We start from the raw sequence: 20,997 nt of genomic DNA on the forward strand, positions 1-20,997 counted from the left end.
GGCCCGCATGAGCAACAGAAGACTTAGTCTACCTTGCCCTTGTTGCGCACGGCCCGCTGCAGCTCGCGGTTGGAATCGCGCTCGCGCATGGTGTCGCGCTTGTCGAATTCCTTCTTGCCCTTGCCCAGTGCAATTTCGCACTTGATCAGGTGCTTGCTCCAGTACAGCGCCAAGGCCACGCAGGTGTAGCCTTTTTGCGCCACGGCCGCTTCCAGCCGCTCCAGCTCGCGCTTGTTCAGCAGCAGCTTGCGCGTGCGGATAGGGTCGGCGATGACGTGGGTGCTGGCCGTGGTCAGCGGGGTGATGTGGCTGCCGAACAGCCAGGCTTCACCGTCCTTCAGCAGCACGTAGCTGTCAGTCAGGTGCGCCTTGCCGGCTCGCAGGCTTTTTACTTCCCAGCCGGACAGGACCAGCCCGGCCTCGAACTTGTGTTCGATGAAGTAATCGTGTCGCGCCTTCTTGTTTTGCGCGATGGTCCCGGTCGGATGTTTTTTTTGCTTAGCCATAGGGGCGGCATTATAGGCAAGTCGGCGCGTCGTCCGCTATGGGATTTCGGTGTGCTTGAGCCACCGGAATGAATACCGGACAATACGAACGCTGTCATAGCTACACAAACTGTTTTCGGCACGCTGCGAAGCACCGCCACCCAGCCCTGGAAGTGACGCCTGGATGACTACCCATATTCAACGCTCCGCCCTGCTGCCATACCCCGCCAAGGCGCTGTATGACCTGGTCAATGATGTCGCCAGTTACCCGGATTTCCTGCCCTGGTGCTCTGACTCCACGGTACTTGAAGCCAGCGACACGCAAATGCGCGCCAAGCTGGAAGTGGCCAAGGGCGGCATGAGCCAGCAGTTCGTCACGCGTAATGTACTGGTGCCGGGGCAGTCCATCGAGATGAACCTCGAGGAAGGGCCATTCACCCAGTTGCATGGCTTGTGGGTATTCAAGCCGCTGGGCGAAAAAGCCTGCAAGATCAGCCTCGACCTGTCCTTTGATTACGCCGGGCCGATCGTGCGCGCCACGCTGGGCCCGTTGTTCAACCAGGCGGCCAACACCCTGGTTGATGCGTTCTGCCAGCGTGCCAAGCAGCTGAATAGCTGATTGAAAAAGCGGCAATAAAAAAGCCCGGACCTGGTCCGGGCTTTTTTGTACCTGCTCGCCGCTTACTGGGGCGAGGTTTCCAGCGGTGCGGGGGTTGGCACCGGGGTAGTCTCGATGGTGTCGATCTCGCGCTGGATGGACTCTTCCACCGAACCTGGCTTGGCCGGTTTTTCTTCTGGCTGCACGGTTGGCTGCGTTGGCTGGTTGGCCGGGCTGACCGTGGTATCGCCGCTGCCGCCGAGGATTTCCTGGTCGCGGCTGACGCCTGGCATGAAGTCACCGGACAGGCTGACCAGCTGGTCGCTGTCATTGAAGAACACACTCATGCGTTCCTGCTGACGTTTGCCGCCGCCTGGCTGAATGCTGTACAGGTAATCCCAGCGATTGGTGTTGAAGGTGTCCTGGATCAGCGGGTTACCCATGATAAACCTTACTTGCCGACGGGTCATTCCGGGGCGCAATTGGTCTATCATGTCTTGCGTAACGACATTGCCCTGCTGGATGTCGATTTTGTAAACCCCGGGAAACGAGCAACCGGCGAGTGCGAGCAGTCCCGCGAAGGCGAGGCTGTTTAGCAAGAGCTTGGTGTTTTGCATCGGTGGGCGACTTCCACTATCTTGGCTGGACAACGTAAACCCCGATCATACCCGTATTAAGAGAAGCTGCGAAGCAGCATCGGCGAGAAAGCTGACCATGGTTGAAAATAGCGAATTGCGCAAAGCCGGTCTCAAGGTGACCCTGCCTCGAGTCAAGATCCTTCAGATGCTCGACTCGACCGAGCAGCGTCACATGAGCGCCGAGGATGTCTACAAGGCGCTGATGGAGGCTGGCGAAGACGTGGGCCTGGCCACCGTCTATCGCGTACTGACCCAGTTCGAAGCGGCGGGTCTGGTGGTTCGCCACAACTTCGACGGCGGTCACGCAGTATTTGAACTGGCTGACGGTGGCCACCACGACCATATGGTCAACGTGGATACCAGCGAAGTCATCGAGTTCATGGATGCCGAAATCGAGAAGCGTCAGCGCGAAATCGTGGCCGAGCATGGCTATGAGCTGGTGGACCACAATCTGGTTCTGTACGTGCGTAAGAAGAAGTAACGATTTTCTATCGTTATGAATGGCAAAGGCGACCTTCGGGCCGCCTTTGTGCTTTTTGGGGCTGAGAGGTATGTCGTTTGTTCCGGCCTCTTCGCGGGTAAACCCGCTCCCACAGGTATTGCACAGGCCTCAGGCTCGGTGAATATCCTGTGGGAGCGGGTTTACCGGAACAGGCCTGAAAATCAGGCTCAGGCTTTGCCGCTCACAACCATCTTGCGCGCATGCGCCAGGGATTCCTTGGTCAGGTCGATGCCGCCGAGCATCCGTGCCACTTCCTCGACCCGCTCGCGCTTGCCCAGGCTGGTCACGGCAGTGTGGGTCGTATCGCTGTTACGCACCTTGTGCACGAACAGGTGATGGTGCCCTTGTGCAGCCACCTGCGGCAGGTGAGTCACGGTCAGCACCTGGCCGCGTTCGCCCAGGCGGCGCAGCAGCTGGCCGACGATTTCCGCAGTCGGCCCACCGATCCCGACGTCGACTTCGTCGAACACCAGCGTGGGGATGCGCGACGTCTGTGCGGTAATGACCTGGATCGCCAGGCTGATACGCGACAGCTCGCCACCCGAAGCGACCTTGGCCAGGCCCTTGAGCGGCTGGCCGGGGTTGGCGCTGACCAGCAGCTCGATCTGCTCCAGGCCATGCGGTGACAGGTCGGTGCCCTCGTTTGCTGTCAGGGCGATGCAGAAGCGCCCACCGGGCATGCCCAGGCGCTGGATCTCCTGCTCTACGGCCACTGCCAGCTGTTGCGCGGCCTGCTGGCGCAGGGCGCTGAGCTCGCGGGCCTTCTCTTTATAGTGCTGGGCGAAGGCAGCCAGTTCCTCACCCAGCCGCTCGATCGATTCGTCACTGGCGTTCAGGCCCTCCAGCTCTTCCATCAGCTGCTGCTGCAGGTGGGGCAGTTCGGTGGGGTGCACGCGGTGTTTGCGTGCCAGCGTATAGATGGTGTCGAGGCGTTCTTCCAGAGCCTGCAGGCGCATGGGGTCGGCGTCGAAGTTGTCGAGGAAGCGGTTGAGCTCGCCGACGGCTTCCTCGACCTGGATCTGTGCGCTGGCGATCAGGTTGGCCGCCTCGTTCAGCGCTTTGGGCGAATTAGTGGCGGCACCCAGGCGATTCAGGCTGGCGGTGAGGGCGCTGAGCACGTTGCCCGAGTCGCTTTCGCTGCATTGGTCGATGACCTGGCGGCAGATGCCGAACAGGGCTTCGGCGCTGGTCAGTTGCTTGTGTTCCTGCTCCAGTTGTTCCAGTTCGTGCTCACCCAGGCCGAGGTTGTCCAGCTCTTCCAGCTGGTAGCTGAGCAGCTGGTGGCGGGCGCGTTGCTCGTCGCCGGAATTGGACAGGCGCTCGAGCTCCAGGCGGGTCTGGTTCCAGCGTTTGGCGGCCAGCTGTACCTGGCGGGCCAGGTCGACAGCGCCGGCGTACTCGTCGAGCAGGCGGCGATGGGTGTCGGTCTTCAACAACGACTGGTGCTCGTGCTGGCTGTGAATGTCGATCAGCAGCTCGCCCAGCGCCTTGAGGTCGCCGAGCGGGCAGGGCGTGCCGTTGATGTAGCCGCGGCTGCGGCCTTCGGCGGTGATTACTCGGCGCAGGATGCACAGGCCGTCGTTGCCCAGGTCGCGCTCGGCCAGCCAGGCATGGGCCTCGGGAATGTCCACCAGGTCGAAGGTGGCGAGGATGTCTGCCTTGTCCGTGCCGGGGCGTACCACGCCGCTGTCGGCCCGGTCGCCCAGGGCCAGGCCGAGGGCATCGAGCATGATCGATTTGCCGGCGCCGGTTTCGCCGGTGATGACGGACATGCCGCGGGCGATCTCGAGGTCGAGGTGTTCGACGATGGCGTAGTTGTGAATGGACAGGTGCACCAGCATGAGGGCAGCTCCCGAAAGTCAGGTCTGGTTATTTATACAGTACTTTTTTCAGGCCTGCCAATGCCCTTTGGCGGATTGTGTTGCCGGGCGGAAAACCACCTTGCCCCCTTGAAGCTGGTTTTTCCGGCCCCATATAGCCGACATCCAAGGCGAGCGTGGCTCGCAGTCCACAAATTTGCGCAGGAGAGACCCCATGGCTGATGAACAGCTGAACGAGAAAGACCTTAACGTGGAAGAAGCCGGTGCAGGCAATGCTGCTGACGCCCGTGTTCTGGAGCTCGAGGAACAGCTGGCCGCAGCCAAGGACCAGGCGCTGCGCGCCGTTGCCGATGTACAGAATGCGCGTCGCCGTGCCGAGCAGGATGTCGAGAAGGCCCACAAGTTCGCCCTGGAGAAGTTCTCCGGCGACCTGCTGCCGGTGATCGACAGCCTGGAACTGGCCCTGGCCCACTCCAGTGCCGATGACGAAAACGTCAAGCAGATCCGCGAAGGTGTGGAGCTGACCCTGAAGATGTTCCAGGACACCCTCAAGCGCTACAACCTCGAAGCCATCGACCCGCACGGCCAGCCGTTCAACCCTGAGCATCATCAGGCCATGGCCATGCAGGAAAACGCCGAAGTCGAGCCGAACAGCGTGCTCAACGTATTCCAGAAGGGCTACCTGCTCAATGGCCGTCTGCTGCGCCCCGCCATGGTGGTGGTCAGCAAGGCGCCGAGCGCGCCACAACCCTCTATCGATGAAAAGGCTTGAAATCCTTCCGGGCATCCCCATCTAGGTGTCAAGCCTTCAAGTATTACCGCAGTTGGCCAAAGTAGTCGCTGCTACCAAATTCAAGTTTCGGGAGAGTTAACATGGGCAAAATCATCGGTATCGACCTGGGGACCACCAACTCGTGCGTCTCCGTTCTGGAAAACGGTAACGTCAAGGTCATCGAAAACGCCGAAGGCGCGCGTACCACCCCTTCGATCGTGGCCTACGCCAACGACGGCGAAATCCTGGTTGGTCAGTCGGCCAAGCGCCAGGCCGTGACCAACCCGCACAACACCCTGTTCGCAGTGAAGCGCCTGATCGGCCGCCGCTTCGAAGAAGACGTCGTGCAGAAAGACATCAAGCTGGTGCCATACAAGATCGTCAAGGCCAGCAATGGTGACGCCTGGGTACAGGCCAGCGGCAAGGACATGGCGCCGCCGCAGATCAGCGCCGAAGTCCTGAAGAAGATGAAGAAGACCGCCGAAGACTACCTCGGCGAGCCGGTTACCGAAGCGGTCATCACCGTTCCGGCCTACTTCAACGACAGCCAGCGCCAGGCCACCAAGGACGCCGGTCGCATCGCCGGCCTCGACGTGAAGCGCATCATCAACGAACCGACCGCCGCTGCACTGGCCTACGGCATGGACAAGGCCAAGGGCGACCACACCGTCATCGTCTATGACCTGGGTGGTGGTACCTTCGACGTGTCGGTCATCGAAATCGCCGAAGTCGACGGTGAGCATCAGTTCGAAGTGCTGGCCACCAATGGTGACACCTTCCTCGGTGGCGAAGACTTCGACATGCGCCTGATCGACTACCTCGTCGACGAGTTCAAGAAAGAGTCCGGCATGGACCTGAAGAACGATCCGCTGGCTCTGCAGCGCCTGAAGGAAGCTGCCGAGAAGGCCAAGATCGAGCTGTCGTCCTCGCAGTCGACCGACGTCAACCTGCCGTACATCACTGCAGACGCGACCGGTCCGAAGCACCTGAACGTGAAGATCTCCCGCGCCAAGCTGGAGTCGCTGGTCGAAGACCTGGTTCAGCGCACCATCGAGCCGTGCCGCATCGCCCTGAAGGACGCTGGCATCGACGTCGCCAAGATCGACGACGTGATCCTGGTCGGCGGCCAGACCCGCATGCCGATGGTACAGAAAGCCGTTGCCGACTTCTTCGGCAAGGAAGCCCGCAAGGACGTCAACCCGGACGAAGCCGTGGCCATGGGTGCTGCCATCCAGGGCGCCGTGCTGGCTGGTGACGTGAAGGACGTACTGCTGCTGGACGTCAGCCCGCTGACCCTGGGTATCGAAACCATGGGTGGCGTGATGACTTCGCTGATCGAAAAGAACACCACCATTCCGACCAAGAAGTCGCAGGTGTTCTCGACTGCCGACGACAACCAGGCTGCCGTGACCATTCACGTGCTGCAGGGTGAGCGCAAGCAGGCTGCGCAGAACAAGTCGCTGGGCAAGTTCGACCTGGCTGACATCCCGCCAGCTCCGCGTGGCGTGCCGCAGATCGAAGTGACCTTCGACATCGACGCCAACGGCATCCTGCACGTCAGCGCGAAAGACAAGGCCACCGGCAAGTCGCAGTCGATCGTGATCAAGGCCAACTCCGGCCTGTCGGACGAAGAAATCGAGCGCATGGTGCGTGACGCCGAGGCCAACGCCGAGGAAGACCGCAAGTTCGAAGAGCTGGCCGCTGCCCGTAACCAGGGTGACGCGCTGGTTCACTCGACCCGCAAGATGGTCGCTGACGCCGGTGACAAGGTTACCGCCGAAGAGAAAACTGCCATCGAGGCTGCCGTGGTTGCCCTGGAAGCCGCTGTCAAAGGCGACGACAAGGCTGCCATCGACGCCAAGGTCGAAGAGCTGTCCAAGGTTTCGGCACCGGTTGCCCAGAAGATGTACGCCGAGCAGTCGGCCGAACAGCCTCAGGGTGGCGCGCAGCACGCCGAGCCGGAAGCCAAGCACGATGACGTGGTTGACGCCGAGTTCGAAGAAGTGAAAGACAACAACAAGCAGTAATCCCTGCATGTTGTCGGCCAGTTCACCGTCGTTTGCCGGTGAGCTGGTAGGATGTCGCCGCGCGGGGGCTTGCTCCCGCGTTGGCGTATCTGGAATTCGAGAATCTTTACAGCATCTGTCAGCGGCCCTGGTGGGCAAACGGCAGGTGCTGATGGCGTGGCGCAGATGCCAGACGCCCAACAAGGTGCAAATGACCTATGTCCAAGCGTGATTATTATGAGGTCCTGGGTGTCGAGCGCGGCGCCAGCGAAGCTGACCTCAAGAAGGCCTATCGCCGCCTGGCGATGAAGTACCACCCTGACCGCAATCCCGGCGATAAAGAGTCGGAAGACAAGTTCAAGGAGGCCAACGAGGCCTACGAAGTGCTGTCTGACGCGAGCAAGCGCGCGGCGTTCGACCAGTATGGTCACGCTGGCGTGGACCCGAGCATGGGTGGCGGTGGTGCCGGTTTCGGCGGCGCCAACTTCTCCGACATCTTTGGCGATGTGTTCAGCGACTTCTTCGGTGGTGGCCGCGGCGGTGGACGTGGCGGCGCCCAGCGTGGCAGCGACCTGCGCTACACCCTGGAGCTGAACCTGGAAGAAGCGGTGCGTGGCACCACGGTCAGCATTCGCGTGCCTACCTTGGTCAACTGCCAGCCATGCGACGGCTCCGGTGCCAAGAAGGGCTCCACGCCGTCGACCTGCCCGACCTGTGGCGGTATCGGCCAGGTGCGCATGCAGCAGGGCTTCTTCTCGGTACAGCAGACCTGCCCGCGTTGCCATGGCCAGGGCAAGATCATTACCGACCCGTGCACCTCGTGCCACGGCGAAGGCCGTGTCGAGGAATACAAGACGCTGTCGGTCAAGGTGCCGGCGGGTGTCGATACCGGCGACCGTATCCGCCTGTCGGGCGAGGGCGAGGCCGGTACCCATGGTGGTCCGACCGGCGACTTGTACGTGGTGATCAATGTGCGTGAGCACGAGATCTTCCAGCGTGATGGCAAGCACTTGTACTGCGAGGTGCCGATCAGCTACACCGATGCCGCCTTGGGTGGCGAGCTGGAAGTGCCTACCCTCGATGGTCGCGTCAAGCTGAAAATCCCCGAAGGCACCCAGACCGGCAAGCAGTTCCGCCTGCGCGGCAAGGGTGTTGCTCCGGTGCGTGGTGGTGGCGCCGGTGACCTGTTGTGCCGTGTGGCGGTGGAGACCCCGGTCAACCTCAGCCGCCGCCAGCGCGAGCTGCTCGAAGAGCTGCGTGATTCGCTGGAAGGCGACAGCTCCCACTCGCCCAAGGCCAGTGGCTGGTTCGACGGCGTGAAGCGCTTCTTCGGCGACCTCTGACAAGGAAAAGGCTATGCGACGTATTGCAGTGATGGGTGCGGCAGGGCGAATGGGCAAGACCCTTATCGAAGCCGTGCAACAAACGCCGGGTGCGGGATTGACGGCGGCGATCGATCGCCCTGACAGCTCGCTGGTTGGGGCCGATGCCGGTGAGCTGGCGGCTCTTGGTCGGATTGGCGTGTTGTTGTCCGATGATCTGGCCAAGGTCGCCGACGAATTCGACGTGCTGATCGACTTCACTCACCCTTCGGTAACCCTGAAAAACCTCGCATTCTGCCGCAAGCACGGTAAGGCGATGATCATCGGCACCACTGGTTTTACGGTTGAAGAGAAGCAGCTGCTGGCCGAGGCTGGCAAGGACATCCCCATCGTGTTCGCTGCCAACTTCAGCGTGGGTGTGAACCTTAGCCTCAAGCTGCTTGACTTGGCTGCCCGGGTGTTGGGCGATGATGTCGATATCGAGATCATCGAGGCGCATCACCGGCACAAGGTCGATGCCCCATCGGGTACTGCGTTGCGCATGGGTGAAGTGGTTGCCAACGCGCTGGGCCGGGATCTGCAGGAAGTGGCCGTGTATGGCCGCGAAGGGCAGACCGGCGCGCGTGACCGCAAGACGATCGGCTTCGCCACCGTACGCGCCGGCGATGTGGTAGGTGATCACACCGTTCTGTTCGCAGCAGAAGGCGAGCGCCTGGAAATCACCCACAAGGCTTCCAGCCGCATGACCTTCGCCAAGGGCGCCGTGCGTGCGGCGCTGTGGCTGGATGGGCGTGAGCCTGGGCTGTATGACATGCAGGACGTGCTGGAGCTGCACTGACCTGCAGGTTGGTGTTTGCTTCTGCGCGGGTAAAGCCGCTCCCACAGGATTGACGCAGGTTCAGGCTTTGCGCAGTCCTGTGGGGGGCGGCTTTACCCGCGTAGAAGCCGGCACAAATGCCAGCCTGTCGCATTGATATGTTTTAGAGGCACATCTGCGGTAGACCGAAAACGCACTTTTCTGTAAGCTACAGCTTTAGTGTGTCCACTAAAAGCGCGCAGCGAATTGAATTCAGCACATGAAAGCGGGGTGACGTGTCCATACGTCACTCCGCTTTTTTGCAACCTGCGATCGCCCTTTCATGCTTGATTAACGGGAGGTCTTCTTGACAAAGCCAGCCATACTCGCCCTTGCCGACGGCAGTATTTTCCGCGGTGAAGCCATCGGTGCCGACGGTCAGACCGTTGGTGAGGTGGTCTTCAACACCGCTATGACCGGCTACCAGGAAATCCTTACAGACCCTTCCTACGCGCAGCAAATCGTTACCCTGACCTACCCGCACATCGGCAACACCGGTACTACCCCGGAAGACGCCGAGTCGAACCGCGTCTGGTCCGCTGGCCTGGTCATCCGCGACCTGCCGCTGCTGGCCAGCAACTGGCGCAACACCCAGTCGCTGCCGGAGTACCTCAAGGCCAACAACGTTGTCGCCATCGCCGGCATCGACACCCGTCGCCTGACCCGAATCCTGCGTGAAAAGGGCGCCCAGAACGGTTGCATCCTCGCCGGTGACAATATCAGCGAAGAAGCCGCCATCGCCGCTGCCCGTGCCTTCCCTGGCCTGAAGGGCATGGACCTGGCCAAGGTCGTTTCCACCAAGGAACGCTACGAGTGGCGCTCCAGCGTGTGGGAGCTGAAGACCGACAGCCACCCGACCATCGAAGCTGCCGACCTGCCATACCACGTGGTCGCCTTCGACTACGGCGTCAAGCTGAACATCCTGCGCATGCTGGTCGCTCGTGGCTGCCGCGTGACCGTGGTGCCGGCCCAGACCCCGGCCAGCGAAGTGCTGGCACTCAACCCGGACGGCGTGTTCCTGTCCAACGGCCCTGGCGACCCCGAGCCGTGCGACTACGCCATCCAGGCGATCAAGGAAATCCTCGAGACCGAGATCCCGGTGTTCGGCATCTGCCTCGGCCACCAGCTGCTGGCACTGGCCTCCGGCGCCAAGACCGTGAAAATGGGCCATGGCCACCACGGTGCCAACCACCCGGTCCAGGACCTGGATACCGGCGTGGTCATGATCACCAGCCAGAACCACGGCTTTGCCGTCGACGAGGCCACCCTGCCGGGCAACGTCCGCGCCATCCACAAGTCGCTGTTCGACGGCACCCTGCAGGGTATCGAGCGCACCGACAAGAGCGCGTTCAGCTTCCAGGGTCACCCTGAAGCGAGCCCTGGCCCGACCGATGTCGCGCCGCTGTTCGATCGTTTCATCGATGCCATGGCCAAGCGCCGCTGAGCATCCTGCTTCAAGGCCCCGGGCCGGCTCACGCCGCGCCCGGAAGCGCCTGACCCAGATTGTTCAAGGCGGCTTGCCGACTGACCCCGGATTTGAGTGACAACCATGCCAAAACGTACAGACATCAAAAGCATCCTGATTCTCGGCGCCGGCCCGATCGTGATCGGCCAGGCCTGCGAGTTCGACTACTCCGGCGCCCAGGCCTGTAAAGCCCTGCGCGAGGAAGGTTTCCGCGTCATCCTGGTGAACTCCAACCCGGCCACCATCATGACCGACCCGGCCATGGCCGACGCCACCTACATCGAGCCGATCAAGTGGCAGTCGGTGGCCAAGATCATCGAGAAAGAGCGCCCTGACGCGCTGCTGCCGACCATGGGTGGCCAGACCGCACTGAACTGCGCCCTGGACCTTGAGCGCCACGGCGTTCTGGAAAAGTTCGGCGTGGAAATGATCGGTGCCAACGCCGACACCATCGACAAGGCCGAAGACCGCTCGCGTTTCGACAAGGCGATGAAGGACATCGGCCTCGAGTGCCCGCGCTCCGGTATTGCCCACAGCATGGAAGAAGCCAACGCGGTGCTCGAGCGCCTGGGCTTCCCGTGCATCATCCGTCCGTCGTTCACCATGGGCGGCACTGGTGGCGGCATCGCCTACAACCGTGAAGAGTTCGAAGAAATCTGCGCCCGCGGTCTGGACCTGTCGCCGACCAAGGAACTGCTGATCGACGAATCGCTGATCGGCTGGAAGGAATACGAGATGGAGGTGGTCCGCGACAAGAAGGACAACTGCATCATCGTCTGCTCGATCGAAAACTTCGACCCGATGGGCGTGCACACCGGCGACTCGATCACCGTTGCCCCGGCGCAGACCCTGACCGACAAGGAATACCAGATCATGCGCAACGCCTCGCTGGCGGTGCTGCGTGAGATCGGTGTGGAAACCGGCGGCTCCAACGTGCAGTTCGGTATCTGCCCGAACACCGGCCGCATGGTCGTGATCGAGATGAACCCGCGTGTATCGCGTTCCTCGGCACTGGCGTCCAAGGCCACCGGCTTCCCGATCGCCAAGATCGCCGCCAAGCTGGCAGTCGGCTACACCCTCGACGAGCTGCAGAACGACATCACCGGCGGCCGCACCCCGGCGTCCTTCGAGCCGTCGATCGACTACGTCGTCACCAAGCTGCCGCGCTTCGCCTTCGAGAAATTCCCGAAAGCCGACGCCCGCCTGACCACCCAGATGAAATCCGTGGGTGAAGTCATGGCCATCGGCCGTACCTTCCAGGAGTCCCTGCAGAAAGCCCTGCGCGGCCTGGAAGTCGGTGCCTGCGGCCTCGACCCGAAAGTCGACCTGGCCAACCCTGAAGCCAGCAGCATCCTCAAGCGCGAGCTGACCGTGCCAGGTGCCGAGCGTATCTGGTACGTGGCCGATGCCATGCGCGCCGGCATGACCTGCGAGCAGATCTTCGACCTGACCGGCATCGACATGTGGTTCCTGGTGCAGATGGAAGACCTGATCAAGGAAGAAGAGAAGGTCAAGACCCTGGCCCTGTCGTCGATCGACAAGGACTACATGCTGCGCCTCAAGCGCAAGGGCTTCTCCGACCAGCGCCTGGCCAAGCTGCTGGGTATCACTGACAAGAACCTGCGCCGTCACCGCCACAAGCTGGAAGTGTTCCCGGTGTACAAGCGCGTCGATACCTGCGCTGCCGAGTTCGCCACCGACACCGCGTACCTGTACTCCACCTACGAGGAAGAGTGCGAGGCCAACCCGTCGACCCGCGACAAGATCATGATCCTGGGTGGCGGCCCCAACCGTATCGGCCAGGGTATCGAGTTCGACTACTGCTGCGTACACGCCGCGCTGGCGCTGCGTGAGGATGGTTACGAGACCATCATGGTCAACTGCAACCCGGAAACCGTCTCCACCGACTACGACACCTCCGACCGCCTGTACTTCGAGCCGCTGACCCTGGAAGACGTGCTGGAAGTGTGCCGCGTCGAGAAGCCGAAAGGTGTGATCGTCCACTACGGCGGCCAGACCCCGCTGAAACTGGCCCGCGCGCTGGAAGAAGCCGGCGTACCGATCATCGGCACCAGCCCGGACGCCATCGACCGCGCCGAAGACCGTGAGCGCTTCCAGCAGATGGTGCAGCGCCTGAGCCTGCTGCAGCCGCCAAACGCTACCGTGCGCAGCGAAGAAGAAGCCATCAGCGCTGCTGGCGGCATCGGCTACCCGCTGGTGGTGCGCCCGTCCTACGTGCTGGGTGGCCGCGCCATGGAAATCGTCTACGAACTGGACGAGCTCAAGCGCTACCTGCGTGAAGCCGTACAGGTGTCGAACGACAGCCCGGTACTGCTCGACCACTTCCTCAACTGCGCCATCGAGATGGACGTGGATGCGGTCTGCGACGGCACCGACGTGGTGATCGGCGCGATCATGCAGCACATCGAGCAGGCCGGCGTTCACTCCGGTGACTCGGCATGCTCGCTGCCACCTTACTCGCTGAGCAAGGAAGTGCAGGACGAAGTCCGCGTACAGGTCAAGAAAATGGCCCTGGAGCTGGGCGTGGTCGGCCTGATGAACGTGCAGCTGGCCCTGCAGGGCGACAAGATCTACGTGATCGAAGTCAACCCGCGTGCCTCGCGTACCGTGCCGTTCGTGTCCAAGTGCATCGGCACCTCCCTGGCGATGATCGCAGCCCGCGTCATGGCCGGCAAAACCCTGAAAGAACTGGGCTTCACTCAGGAAATCATCCCCAACTTCTACAGCGTCAAGGAAGCCGTCTTCCCGTTCGCCAAGTTCCCGGGGGTTGACCCGATCCTCGGCCCTGAGATGAAATCGACCGGTGAAGTCATGGGTGTCGGTGACAGCTTCGGTGAAGCCTTCGCCAAGGCCCAGATGGGTGCCAGCGAAGTGCTGCCGACCGGCGGTACCGCATTCATCAGCGTGCGCGACGACGACAAGCCGCAAGTGGCTGGCGTTGCCCGCGACCTGATCGCCCTTGGCTTCGAAGTGGTCGCTACTGCCGGCACCGCCAAGGTTATCGAGGCGGCTGGCCTGAAAGTGCGCCGTGTGAACAAGGTGACCGAAGGTCGTCCGCACGTGGTCGACATGATCAAGAACGACGAGGTGTCGCTGATCATCAACACCACCGAAGGCCGCCAGTCGATCGCCGATTCCTACTCGATTCGTCGCAATGCGCTGCAGCACAAGATTTACTGCACCACCACCATTGCGGCCGGTGAAGCCATCTGCGAGGCGCTGAAATTTGGTCCGGAAAAGACCGTTCGTCGCCTGCAGGATCTGCACGCAGGATTGAAAGCATGAGCATTACCAAGTACCCGATGACCGTCCAGGGCGCTCGCGCCCTGGAAGAGGAACTGCTGTTCCTGAGCAAGACCGAGCGCCCGCGCCTGAGCCAGGCCATTGGCGAAGCGCGCGAGCTGGGTGACCTGAAGGAAAACGCCGAATACCACGCCGCTCGTGAAGAGCAGGGCATGGTCGAGGCGCGTATCCGCGATATCGAAGGCCGCTTGCAGAACTCGGTGGTGATCGACGTGACCACCATTGCTCACACCGGCAAGGTGATTTTCGGCACTACCGTGGTGCTGGCCAACACCGAGACCGATGATGAAGTGACCTACCAGATCGTTGGCGAAGATGAAGCTGACGTGAAGAAGGGCAAGCTGTCGAACAGTGCCCCGATCGCCCGTGCCATCATTGGCAAGGAAGAAGGGGATACCGTTGTCGTGAAGACGCCAAACGGTACGGTCGAGTACGAGATTGTCGAAGTCAAACACATCTGACCGGCGCCTGCGGGCGCCATCCCTCGAGGGGATCCTCTGGCAACTGGCCCAGGTTTTCTGGGTCGGTGGCCTGTGGGTATTCCATGTGGGTTTGGTACCTGCGCTCAAGGTCAGTGGCCTGGCACCGCTGCTGGTGCAGGACATCGCCGGGCAGATCGACCGCTGGTTGATCGGTGTGGCGATGCTTGGCCTGCTGATCCAGTTGGCCGTGCTGGCCAGAGTGGACGGCCTGGCGGCCTGGTGGCGGCAGTTCCGGGGCCAGATGCTGTTGCTCGGCCTTGGCGCCTGCGTGGGGTATTACACCTTGCGCTACGGCATATCTGTTGGCGAGCGCTGGCAGATGTTCTGCTTCCTGGTGCTGGGTTTTTCCGGCATCGTGCTGGTGGCCCAGCCGGTGCCGGTCAAGGTGCGCCGCTAAACGGTTCGAGATCGCCGGGGCCGCTTCGCGGCCCTTTCGCGACACAAGGCCGCTACTACAGGGATTGCGTTGTGCCGCAGGTCGGTGCAACCCCTGTGGGAGCGGCCTTGTGTCGCGATGGGCCGCGCAGCAGCCCCTTTGCCGTTATTTGTAACGGTGGATGTTGGACAGCTGCTTGTTCGGCTGTGGGTTCTTGCGGTAGATCAGGGCTTTCTTGCCGATGGTCTGCACCAGCTCGGCACGGCCGGCCTTGCACAGTTCGGCAATGGTCTCGGCGCGTTCTTCGCGGTCTTCCGAACGAATCTCGACCTTGATCAGCTCGTGGTCGACCAGGGCGCGCTCCAGTTCGGCAATGACGCCTTCATTCAAACCGTTGCCAGCGACGATCAGGACCGGCTTCAGGTCATGACCAATGGACTTGTATTGCTTCTTCTGCTCGTTATTGAGCGGCATAATCTGACCCTTTCCGTCTGATTCTGTAAAATTGACCGGCATTTTACCCGAGGGCCACCGGCTCCGCCCAGTCAATCACGACGCATATCATCGAGGTGCCCCGTGGTACAACGTTCCAAAAGCAGCGCCAACTGGCTGCGAGAACACTTCAACGATCCTTTTGTGAAGCAGGCGCAAAAGGACGGCTACCGCTCGCGTGCGAGCTACAAACTGCTGGAGATCCAGGAAAAGGACCGGCTGATCCGCCCTGGCATGAGCGTGATCGACCTCGGCGCCGCCCCTGGCGGATGGTCGCAGGTGACCAGTCGTCTGATTGGTGGCCAGGGTCGGCTGATTGCATCCGACATCCTGGAGATGGACTCGATCCCCGACGTGACCTTCATTCAGGGCGATTTCACCCACGACGAGGTGCTGCAACGCATCCTCGAGGCGGTCGGCGATTCGCACGTGGACCTTGTGATTTCCGACATGGCCCCCAATATGAGTGGTACGCCCGCAGTGGACATGCCGCGGGCGATGTTCCTCTGCGAGCTGGCCCTCGATCTGGCAACCCGCGTGCTAAAGCCCGGCGGCGATTTCCTGATCAAGATTTTCCAGGGCGAGGGCTTTGACGTATACCTCAAGGACGTGCGCAGCAAATTCGACAAGGTGCAGATGCGCAAGCCATCGTCGTCGCGGGACCGTTCCCGTGAGCAGTACCTGCTGGGCAGGGGTTTCAAAGGGGCGTGAAAGGTTTCAAGCGGGGTGGCCGATAGTTATTTCCAATCGGCCGCCGCGTCAGGATCGTCCGAACTTCGTGTAGTCTAGCTTTCACAAAGGGTTACAGACGGTGCCTGCGTCTGCGTAGGTAATGTAGTAAGTTAGGGCGATGAATATCATGCGAGGAACGGCTGCGTCGTGCGCCGACCTCAGAGGGTAGCGAATTGAACGACATGGCAAAGAATCTGATCCTGTGGTTGATCATCGCAGCTGTCCTGGTGACGGTGATGAACAACTTCTCCAGCCCTAACGAGCCGCAGACCCTCAACTATTCCGACTTCATCCAGCAGGTCAAGGATGGCAAGGTCGAGCGCGTGACCGTCGACGGCTACATCATTACCGGCAAGCGCGCCGATGGCGACAACTTCAAGACCGTGCGCCCGGCCATTACCGACAACGGCCTGATCGGTGACCTGGTGGACAACCACGTCATCATCGAAGGCAAGCAGCCCGAGCAGCAGAGCATCTGGACCCAGCTGCTGGTGGCCAGCTTCCCGATCCTGGTGATCATCGCCGTGTTCATGTTCTTCATGCGCCAGATGCAAGGCGGTGCGGGCGGCAAGGGCGGGCCGATGAGTTTCGGCAAGAGCAAGGCGCGCCTGCTGTCCGAGGACCAGGTCAAGACCACGTTGGCCGACGTTGCAGGGTGTGACGAGGCCAAGGAAGAGGTTGGCGAGCTGGTCGAGTTCCTGCGAGATCCGGGCAAGTTCCAGCGCCTGGGTGGCCGTATCCCCCGCGGTGTGCTGATGGTCGGCCCACCCGGTACCGGTAAGACCCTGCTGGCCAAGGCCATCGCCGGCGAGGCGAAGGTACCGTTCTTCACTATTTCCGGTTCGGACTTCGTGGAAATGTTCGTGGGTGTCGGTGCCAGCCGTGTGCGCGACATGTTCGAGCAGGCCAAGAAGCACGCCCCCTGCATCATCTTCATCGACGAGATCGACGCCGTTGGTCGCCACCGTGGCGCCGGCATGGGCGGTGGTCACGACGAGCGTGAGCAAACCCTCAACCAGCTGCTGGTGGAGATGGACGGCTTTGAAATGAACGATGGCATCATCGTCATTGCCGCTACCAACCGTCCGGACGTGCTCGACCCGGCGCTGCTGCGCCCGGGCCGTTTCGACCGCCAGGTGGTGGTCGGCCTGCCGGACATCCGCGGCCGCGAGCAGATCCTCAAGGTGCACATGCGCAAGGTGCCGGTCGGCGAGAACGTCAACCCGGCGGTCATTGCCCGTGGTACCCCTGGCTTCTCCGGCGCCGACCTGGCCAACCTGGTCAACGAGGCCTCGCTGTTTGCCGCGCGTGCCAACAAGCGCCTGGTCGAAATGAAAGAGTTCGAGCTGGCCAAGGACAAGATCATGATGGGCGCTGAGCGCAAGACCATGGTCATGTCCGAGAAAGAGAAGCAGAACACCGCCTATCACGAAGCGGGCCATGCCATCGTCGGCCGCCTGGTGCCTGAACACGATCCGGTCTACAAGGTTTCGATCATTCCACGTGGCCGTGCCTTGGGCGTGACCATGTTCCTGCCGGAAGAAGACCGCTACAGCCTGTCCAAGCGTGCACTGATCAGCCAGATCTGCTCGTTGTACGGCGGCCGTATCGCCGAGGAAATGACCCTGGGCTTCGACGGTGTCACCACCGGCGCATCCAACGACATCATGCGTGCCAGCCAGATCGCCCGCAACATGGTGACCAAGTGGGGCCTGTCGGAAAAACTCGGCCCGCTGATGTACGCCGAGGAAGAAGGCGAGGTGTTCCTGGGCCGCAGTGCCGCCAGCCAGCATGCCAGCGTTTCCGGCGAAACCGCCAAGTTGATCGACTCGGAAGTGCGCAGCATCATCGACCAGTGCTATGCCACGGCCAAGCAGCTGCTTACTGAAAATCGTGACAAGCTCGATGCCATGGCCGAAGCCCTGATGAAATACGAGACCATCGACGCCGAGCAGATTGACGACATCATGGCCGGCCGTACCCCTCGCGAACCGCGCGACTGGGATGACGACTCCGCTTCGGGCAAGCCTGCTGCCCAGGGTGATCGCCCAGAATCGCCGATCGGCGGCCCCGCGGCTCAACACTAAGGGCACCTATGAGCTCAATGCAGTACCCGACCCGGTTGCCTTGCGGCAACCGGGTTCTTGATTTGTCGCGTACCCATGTCATGGGTATCCTCAATGTCACTCCCGATTCCTTCTCTGATGGCGGGCGCTTCAATCAGCGCGACGAAGCGTTGCGTCATGCCGAAGCAATGGTGGCGGCCGGCGCCACGCTGGTCGACATCGGCGGTGAGTCCACGCGGCCAGGCGCGCGCGCGGTGTCGGTGACCGAGGAGCTGGAGCGAGTGGCCCCCATGGTCGAGGCCATCAACAGCCGCCTTGACGTGGTTATTTCGGTCGATACCTCCACACCGGCGGTCATGCGTGAAGCCGCGCGTCTCGGTGCCGGGCTGATCAATGACGTGCGGGCCCTGGAGCGCGATGGCGCGCTGGATGCCGCTGCGGACACCGGGCTGCCGGTGTGTCTCATGCACATGCGTGGCGAGCCGGGGAACATGCAGGACGACCCGCAGTACGAAGATGTGACCGCCGACGTCACGCGGTACCTTGAACAGCGGATGGTCGCCTGCGCTGCGGCGGGTATCGATGCAAACAGAATCATCCTTGACCCGGGCTTTGGTTTCGCCAAGACGCTGGCGCACAACCTCAGCCTGTTCAAGCATATGGAAGCGCTCTATCGCCTGGGGCGCCCGCTACTTGTGGGTGTGTCACGAAAGAGCATGATCGGCCAGACGCTGGAACGTCCGGTCGGCGAGCGGTTGTACGGCAGCCTGGCGCTGGCGGCGTTGGCCATGACCAAGGGGGCGAGCATCCTGCGTGTCCACGACGTGGCCGAAACCGTTGATGTGGTGCGCATGATCGCTGCGGTGCAAAACGCCGAATAAGAACATTGGAGTCCCTATGAGCAGAAAATACTTTGGTACCGACGGCATTCGTGGCCGCGTCGGCGAATACCCGATCACGCCCGACTTCATGCTGAAGCTCGGCTGGGCAGCCGGCATGGCGTTCCGCAAGCAGGGCCACTGCCGGGTGCTGGTGGGCAAGGACACGCGGATCTCCGGCTACATGTTCGAGTCCGCACTCGAGGCCGGCCTGTCTGCGGCGGGTGCCGACGTGATGCTGCTCGGGCCGATGCCGACGCCGGCCATTGCCTACCTGACGCGTACCTTCCACGCCGAAGCCGGTATCGTCATCAGTGCCTCGCACAACCCGCACGATGACAACGGCATCAAGTTCTTCTCGGGCCAGGGGACCAAGCTGCCGGACGAAGTCGAGCTGATGATCGAAGAGCTGCTCGACCAGCCGATGACCGTGGTCGAGTCGAGCAAACTGGGCAAGGTGTCGCGCATCAACGATGCTGCAGGCCGCTACATCGAGTTCTGTAAGAGCAGCGTGCCCAGCAGCACCAGCTTCGATGGACTCAAGCTGGTGGTCGATTGCGCCCATGGTGCCACCTACAAGGTTGCGCCAAGCGTGTTCCGCGAGCTGGGCGCCGAGGTGACCGTGCTGCATGCGCAGCCGGACGGCCTGAACATCAATGAAAACTGCGGTTCGACCCACATCGAATCGCTGCAGGCCGCCGTGCTGGTAGGGCATGCCGACCTGGGCATCGCTTTCGACGGTGACGGCGACCGGGTGCTGATGGTCGACCATACCGGCGCTATCGTCGATGGTGACGAGCTGCTGTTCATCATTGCCCGCGACTTGCAGGACCGTGGCAAGCTGCAGGGCGGTGTGGTGGGTACGCTGATGAGCAACCTGGGCCTGGAGCTTGCGCTGAAGGACCTGGAAATTCCGTTCGTGCGGGCCAAGGTCGGCGACCGTTACGTCATGGCCGAGCTGCTGGAGCGTGAGTGGCTGGTCGGGGGTGAAAACTCGGGTCACGTCGTTTGCTGCAACCACACTACTACTGGTGACGCAATCATTGCCGCGCTGCAGGTGTTGATGGCGCTCAAACGCCGTGGCGAAACTTTGGCCCAGGCCCGTCAGGCCCTGCGCAAGTGCCCACAAGTGCTGATCAACGTGCGTTATGGTGCCAGCAAGGTCGACCCGCTGCAGCACCCGTCGGTCAAGGAAGCCAGTGCCAAGGTGACCGAGGCGTTGGCTGGCCGTGGTCGCGTGCTGCTGCGCAAATCCGGTACCGAGCCTCTGGTGCGGGTCATGGTCGAGGGTGAGGACGAAAGCCAGGTGCGTGCCCATGCCGAAGCATTGGCCAAACTGGTCGGCGAAGTTTGTGTCTGAAGGCGCTTGCCAGCGCAGGTAGGGTTGGGTACTATCTGCGCCCACTTTGACCGACGAGGTAAAGCATGCGTCGCCCCATGGTAGCTGGTAACTGGAAGATGCACGGTACCCGCGCTAGCGTCGCTGAGCTGACCGAAGGCTTGAGAAATCTGGCCTTGCCGAGCGGAGTGGAAGTCGCGGTGTTTCCACCGGCCTTGTTCATCAATCAAGTGATCGATGGTTTGGCAGATAAGGGAATCATCGTCGGCGCACAGAATTCTGCAATACAGCCCGAACAGGGTGCGCTGACCGGGGAAGTTGCTCCGGAACAGCTGGTTGAAGCAGGTTGCAAGTTGGTTCTGATTGGTCATTCGGAGCGCCGCCAGATTATTGGTGAGACCGACGAAGTGCTCAATCGCAAGTTTGCAGCCGCTCAGGCCAAAGGTTTGAAGCCAGTGCTTTGCATCGGGGAAACCCTTGAAGAGCGCGAGGCCGGCAAAACGCTCGAAGTTGTCGGGCGTCAACTAAGCAGTATCATCGAAGCCTTCGGTGTTAAAGCTTTTGCCAATGCAGTAATTGCCTATGAGCCTGTATGGGCCATCGGCACCGGCCTTACGGCCACGCCACAGCAGGCTCAGGATGTGCACGCCGCCATCCGCGGCCAGCTGGCGGCAGAAGATGCTGAAGTAGCTGCGAAGGTGCAGCTGCTCTACGGCGGCAGCGTGAAGGCGGCCAATGCGGCCGAACTGTTCGGCATGCCGGATATCGATGGGGGGCTCATTGGTGGGGCTTCCCTGAACGCGGACGAATTCGGTGCAATTTGTCGCGCCGCAGGAAACTGAAC

The 20,997-nt window shown here is 61.7% G+C and carries 19 protein-coding genes; 15 read left to right on the forward strand and 4 right to left on the reverse strand.

The annotated features are described in order from the left end of the window. Positions 1 to 23: 23 nt before the first annotated feature. A complete protein-coding gene (gene smpB / locus QSV36_RS08625; protein WP_289131206.1) occupies positions 24 to 506 on the reverse strand; it encodes an SsrA-binding protein SmpB in 483 nt (160 codons plus the stop codon). A 163-nt stretch (positions 507 to 669) separates the two neighbouring features. Here smpB and QSV36_RS08630 point away from each other — a divergent pair, with 163 nt between their 5' ends. Next, positions 670 to 1,104, forward strand: a complete 435-nt coding sequence (locus QSV36_RS08630; RefSeq protein ID WP_186672852.1) for a type II toxin-antitoxin system RatA family toxin — start codon at positions 670 to 672, stop codon at positions 1,102 to 1,104. A 62-nt stretch (positions 1,105 to 1,166) separates the two neighbouring features. Here the strand turns inward: QSV36_RS08630 and QSV36_RS08635 are convergent, their stop codons facing one another. Continuing rightward, positions 1,167 to 1,700, reverse strand: coding sequence for an outer membrane protein assembly factor BamE (locus QSV36_RS08635; protein WP_289131207.1), 534 nt, complete (start codon positions 1,698 to 1,700; stop codon positions 1,167 to 1,169). 97 nt (positions 1,701 to 1,797) lie between these two features. Between QSV36_RS08635 and fur the strand changes: the two genes are divergently transcribed. After that, positions 1,798 to 2,202, forward strand: a complete 405-nt coding sequence (gene fur, locus QSV36_RS08640) for a ferric iron uptake transcriptional regulator (protein ID WP_012274258.1) — start codon at positions 1,798 to 1,800, stop codon at positions 2,200 to 2,202. A gap of 188 nt (positions 2,203 to 2,390) precedes the next feature. Here fur and recN read toward each other — a convergent pair whose 3' ends face one another. Then, the gene (recN, locus tag QSV36_RS08645; RefSeq protein WP_289131208.1) at positions 2,391 to 4,064 is read right to left on the reverse strand and encodes a DNA repair protein RecN; all 1,674 of its coding nucleotides are present in this window, start codon (positions 4,062 to 4,064) and stop codon (positions 2,391 to 2,393) included. Between the two features lie 193 nt (positions 4,065 to 4,257). Here recN and grpE point away from each other — a divergent pair, with 193 nt between their 5' ends. The 8 genes from grpE (at position 4,258) to QSV36_RS08685 (ending at position 14,667) form a co-directional block, all read left to right on the forward strand. Beyond that, a complete protein-coding gene (grpE, locus tag QSV36_RS08650) occupies positions 4,258 to 4,815 on the forward strand; it encodes a nucleotide exchange factor GrpE (protein WP_170032766.1) in 558 nt (185 codons plus the stop codon). A 101-nt stretch (positions 4,816 to 4,916) separates the two neighbouring features. After that, the gene (gene dnaK / locus QSV36_RS08655) at positions 4,917 to 6,842 is read left to right on the forward strand and encodes a molecular chaperone DnaK (protein ID WP_170032764.1); all 1,926 of its coding nucleotides are present in this window, start codon (positions 4,917 to 4,919) and stop codon (positions 6,840 to 6,842) included. A 197-nt stretch (positions 6,843 to 7,039) separates the two neighbouring features. Then, positions 7,040 to 8,164 (forward strand): molecular chaperone DnaJ, encoded by a 1,125-nt coding sequence (dnaJ, locus tag QSV36_RS08660; protein WP_112250000.1) that lies wholly within the window; start codon positions 7,040 to 7,042, stop codon positions 8,162 to 8,164. A 13-nt stretch (positions 8,165 to 8,177) separates the two neighbouring features. Continuing rightward, a complete protein-coding gene (dapB, locus tag QSV36_RS08665; RefSeq protein ID WP_016712092.1) occupies positions 8,178 to 8,981 on the forward strand; it encodes a 4-hydroxy-tetrahydrodipicolinate reductase in 804 nt (267 codons plus the stop codon). A 325-nt stretch (positions 8,982 to 9,306) separates the two neighbouring features. Continuing rightward, positions 9,307 to 10,443: a glutamine-hydrolyzing carbamoyl-phosphate synthase small subunit gene (gene carA, locus QSV36_RS08670; protein WP_013974294.1), complete on the forward strand. Its 1,137-nt coding sequence runs from the start codon at positions 9,307 to 9,309 to the stop codon at positions 10,441 to 10,443. A 105-nt stretch (positions 10,444 to 10,548) separates the two neighbouring features. Next, entirely contained in the window at positions 10,549 to 13,770 is a 3,222-nt protein-coding gene (gene carB, locus QSV36_RS08675) for a carbamoyl-phosphate synthase large subunit (protein WP_013974293.1), read from the forward strand. Beyond that, the gene (gene greA / locus QSV36_RS08680) at positions 13,767 to 14,249 is read left to right on the forward strand and encodes a transcription elongation factor GreA (protein ID WP_046613135.1); all 483 of its coding nucleotides are present in this window, start codon (positions 13,767 to 13,769) and stop codon (positions 14,247 to 14,249) included. Before carB ends, greA begins: the two co-directional genes overlap by 4 nt. Continuing rightward, positions 14,227 to 14,667, forward strand: coding sequence for an MFS transporter (locus QSV36_RS08685; protein ID WP_289131209.1), 441 nt, complete (start codon positions 14,227 to 14,229; stop codon positions 14,665 to 14,667). Before greA ends, QSV36_RS08685 begins: the two co-directional genes overlap by 23 nt. A 144-nt stretch (positions 14,668 to 14,811) precedes the next feature. Here the strand turns inward: QSV36_RS08685 and yhbY are convergent, their stop codons facing one another. Beyond that, the gene (gene yhbY / locus QSV36_RS08690) at positions 14,812 to 15,120 is read right to left on the reverse strand and encodes a ribosome assembly RNA-binding protein YhbY (protein WP_003249945.1); all 309 of its coding nucleotides are present in this window, start codon (positions 15,118 to 15,120) and stop codon (positions 14,812 to 14,814) included. Positions 15,121 to 15,222: 102 nt separating this feature from the next. Here yhbY and rlmE point away from each other — a divergent pair, with 102 nt between their 5' ends. From rlmE to tpiA, 5 genes are all read left to right on the forward strand, one after another. Next, positions 15,223 to 15,849, forward strand: a complete 627-nt coding sequence (gene rlmE / locus QSV36_RS08695) for a 23S rRNA (uridine(2552)-2'-O)-methyltransferase RlmE (RefSeq protein ID WP_025340705.1) — start codon at positions 15,223 to 15,225, stop codon at positions 15,847 to 15,849. Between the two features lie 203 nt (positions 15,850 to 16,052). Beyond that, on the forward strand, positions 16,053 to 17,957 hold the full coding sequence (gene ftsH, locus QSV36_RS08700; protein WP_289131210.1) for an ATP-dependent zinc metalloprotease FtsH: 1,905 nt from the start codon (positions 16,053 to 16,055) through the stop codon (positions 17,955 to 17,957). 8 nt (positions 17,958 to 17,965) lie between these two features. Then, positions 17,966 to 18,817, forward strand: a complete 852-nt coding sequence (folP, locus tag QSV36_RS08705; protein ID WP_289131211.1) for a dihydropteroate synthase — start codon at positions 17,966 to 17,968, stop codon at positions 18,815 to 18,817. Positions 18,818 to 18,833: 16 nt separating this feature from the next. Beyond that, positions 18,834 to 20,174, forward strand: coding sequence for a phosphoglucosamine mutase (glmM, locus tag QSV36_RS08710; RefSeq protein WP_225779316.1), 1,341 nt, complete (start codon positions 18,834 to 18,836; stop codon positions 20,172 to 20,174). Between the two features lie 65 nt (positions 20,175 to 20,239). Further along, on the forward strand, positions 20,240 to 20,995 hold the full coding sequence (tpiA, locus tag QSV36_RS08715; RefSeq protein WP_289131212.1) for a triose-phosphate isomerase: 756 nt from the start codon (positions 20,240 to 20,242) through the stop codon (positions 20,993 to 20,995). Positions 20,996 to 20,997: the final 2 nt, after the last annotated feature.

Source organism: Pseudomonas sp. BCRC 81390, assembly GCF_030341915.1.
Lineage (GTDB): Bacteria > Pseudomonadota > Gammaproteobacteria > Pseudomonadales > Pseudomonadaceae > Aquipseudomonas.

What these genes read in the sequence shown, in the direction of transcription:
- dnaK (WP_170032764.1), top strand. Translation starts at nt 4,917, where the DNA reads ATGGGCAAAATCATCGGTATCGACCTGGGGACCACCAACTCGTGCGTC.
- yhbY (WP_003249945.1), bottom strand. Translation starts at nt 15,120, where the DNA reads ATGCCGCTCAATAACGAGCAGAAGAAGCAATACAAGTCCATTGGTCAT.
- smpB (WP_289131206.1), bottom strand. Translation starts at nt 506, where the DNA reads ATGGCTAAGCAAAAAAAACATCCGACCGGGACCATCGCGCAAAACAAG.
- grpE (WP_170032766.1), top strand. Translation starts at nt 4,258, where the DNA reads ATGGCTGATGAACAGCTGAACGAGAAAGACCTTAACGTGGAAGAAGCC.
- QSV36_RS08630 (WP_186672852.1), top strand. Translation starts at nt 670, where the DNA reads ATGACTACCCATATTCAACGCTCCGCCCTGCTGCCATACCCCGCCAAG.
- ftsH (WP_289131210.1), top strand. Translation starts at nt 16,053, where the DNA reads ATGGCAAAGAATCTGATCCTGTGGTTGATCATCGCAGCTGTCCTGGTG.
- folP (WP_289131211.1), top strand. Translation starts at nt 17,966, where the DNA reads ATGAGCTCAATGCAGTACCCGACCCGGTTGCCTTGCGGCAACCGGGTT.
- glmM (WP_225779316.1), top strand. Translation starts at nt 18,834, where the DNA reads ATGAGCAGAAAATACTTTGGTACCGACGGCATTCGTGGCCGCGTCGGC.
- dapB (WP_016712092.1), top strand. Translation starts at nt 8,178, where the DNA reads ATGCGACGTATTGCAGTGATGGGTGCGGCAGGGCGAATGGGCAAGACC.
- fur (WP_012274258.1), top strand. Translation starts at nt 1,798, where the DNA reads ATGGTTGAAAATAGCGAATTGCGCAAAGCCGGTCTCAAGGTGACCCTG.
- tpiA (WP_289131212.1), top strand. Translation starts at nt 20,240, where the DNA reads ATGCGTCGCCCCATGGTAGCTGGTAACTGGAAGATGCACGGTACCCGC.
- dnaJ (WP_112250000.1), top strand. Translation starts at nt 7,040, where the DNA reads ATGTCCAAGCGTGATTATTATGAGGTCCTGGGTGTCGAGCGCGGCGCC.
- recN (WP_289131208.1), bottom strand. Translation starts at nt 4,064, where the DNA reads ATGCTGGTGCACCTGTCCATTCACAACTACGCCATCGTCGAACACCTC.
- greA (WP_046613135.1), top strand. Translation starts at nt 13,767, where the DNA reads ATGAGCATTACCAAGTACCCGATGACCGTCCAGGGCGCTCGCGCCCTG.
- QSV36_RS08635 (WP_289131207.1), bottom strand. Translation starts at nt 1,700, where the DNA reads ATGCAAAACACCAAGCTCTTGCTAAACAGCCTCGCCTTCGCGGGACTG.
- carB (WP_013974293.1), top strand. Translation starts at nt 10,549, where the DNA reads ATGCCAAAACGTACAGACATCAAAAGCATCCTGATTCTCGGCGCCGGC.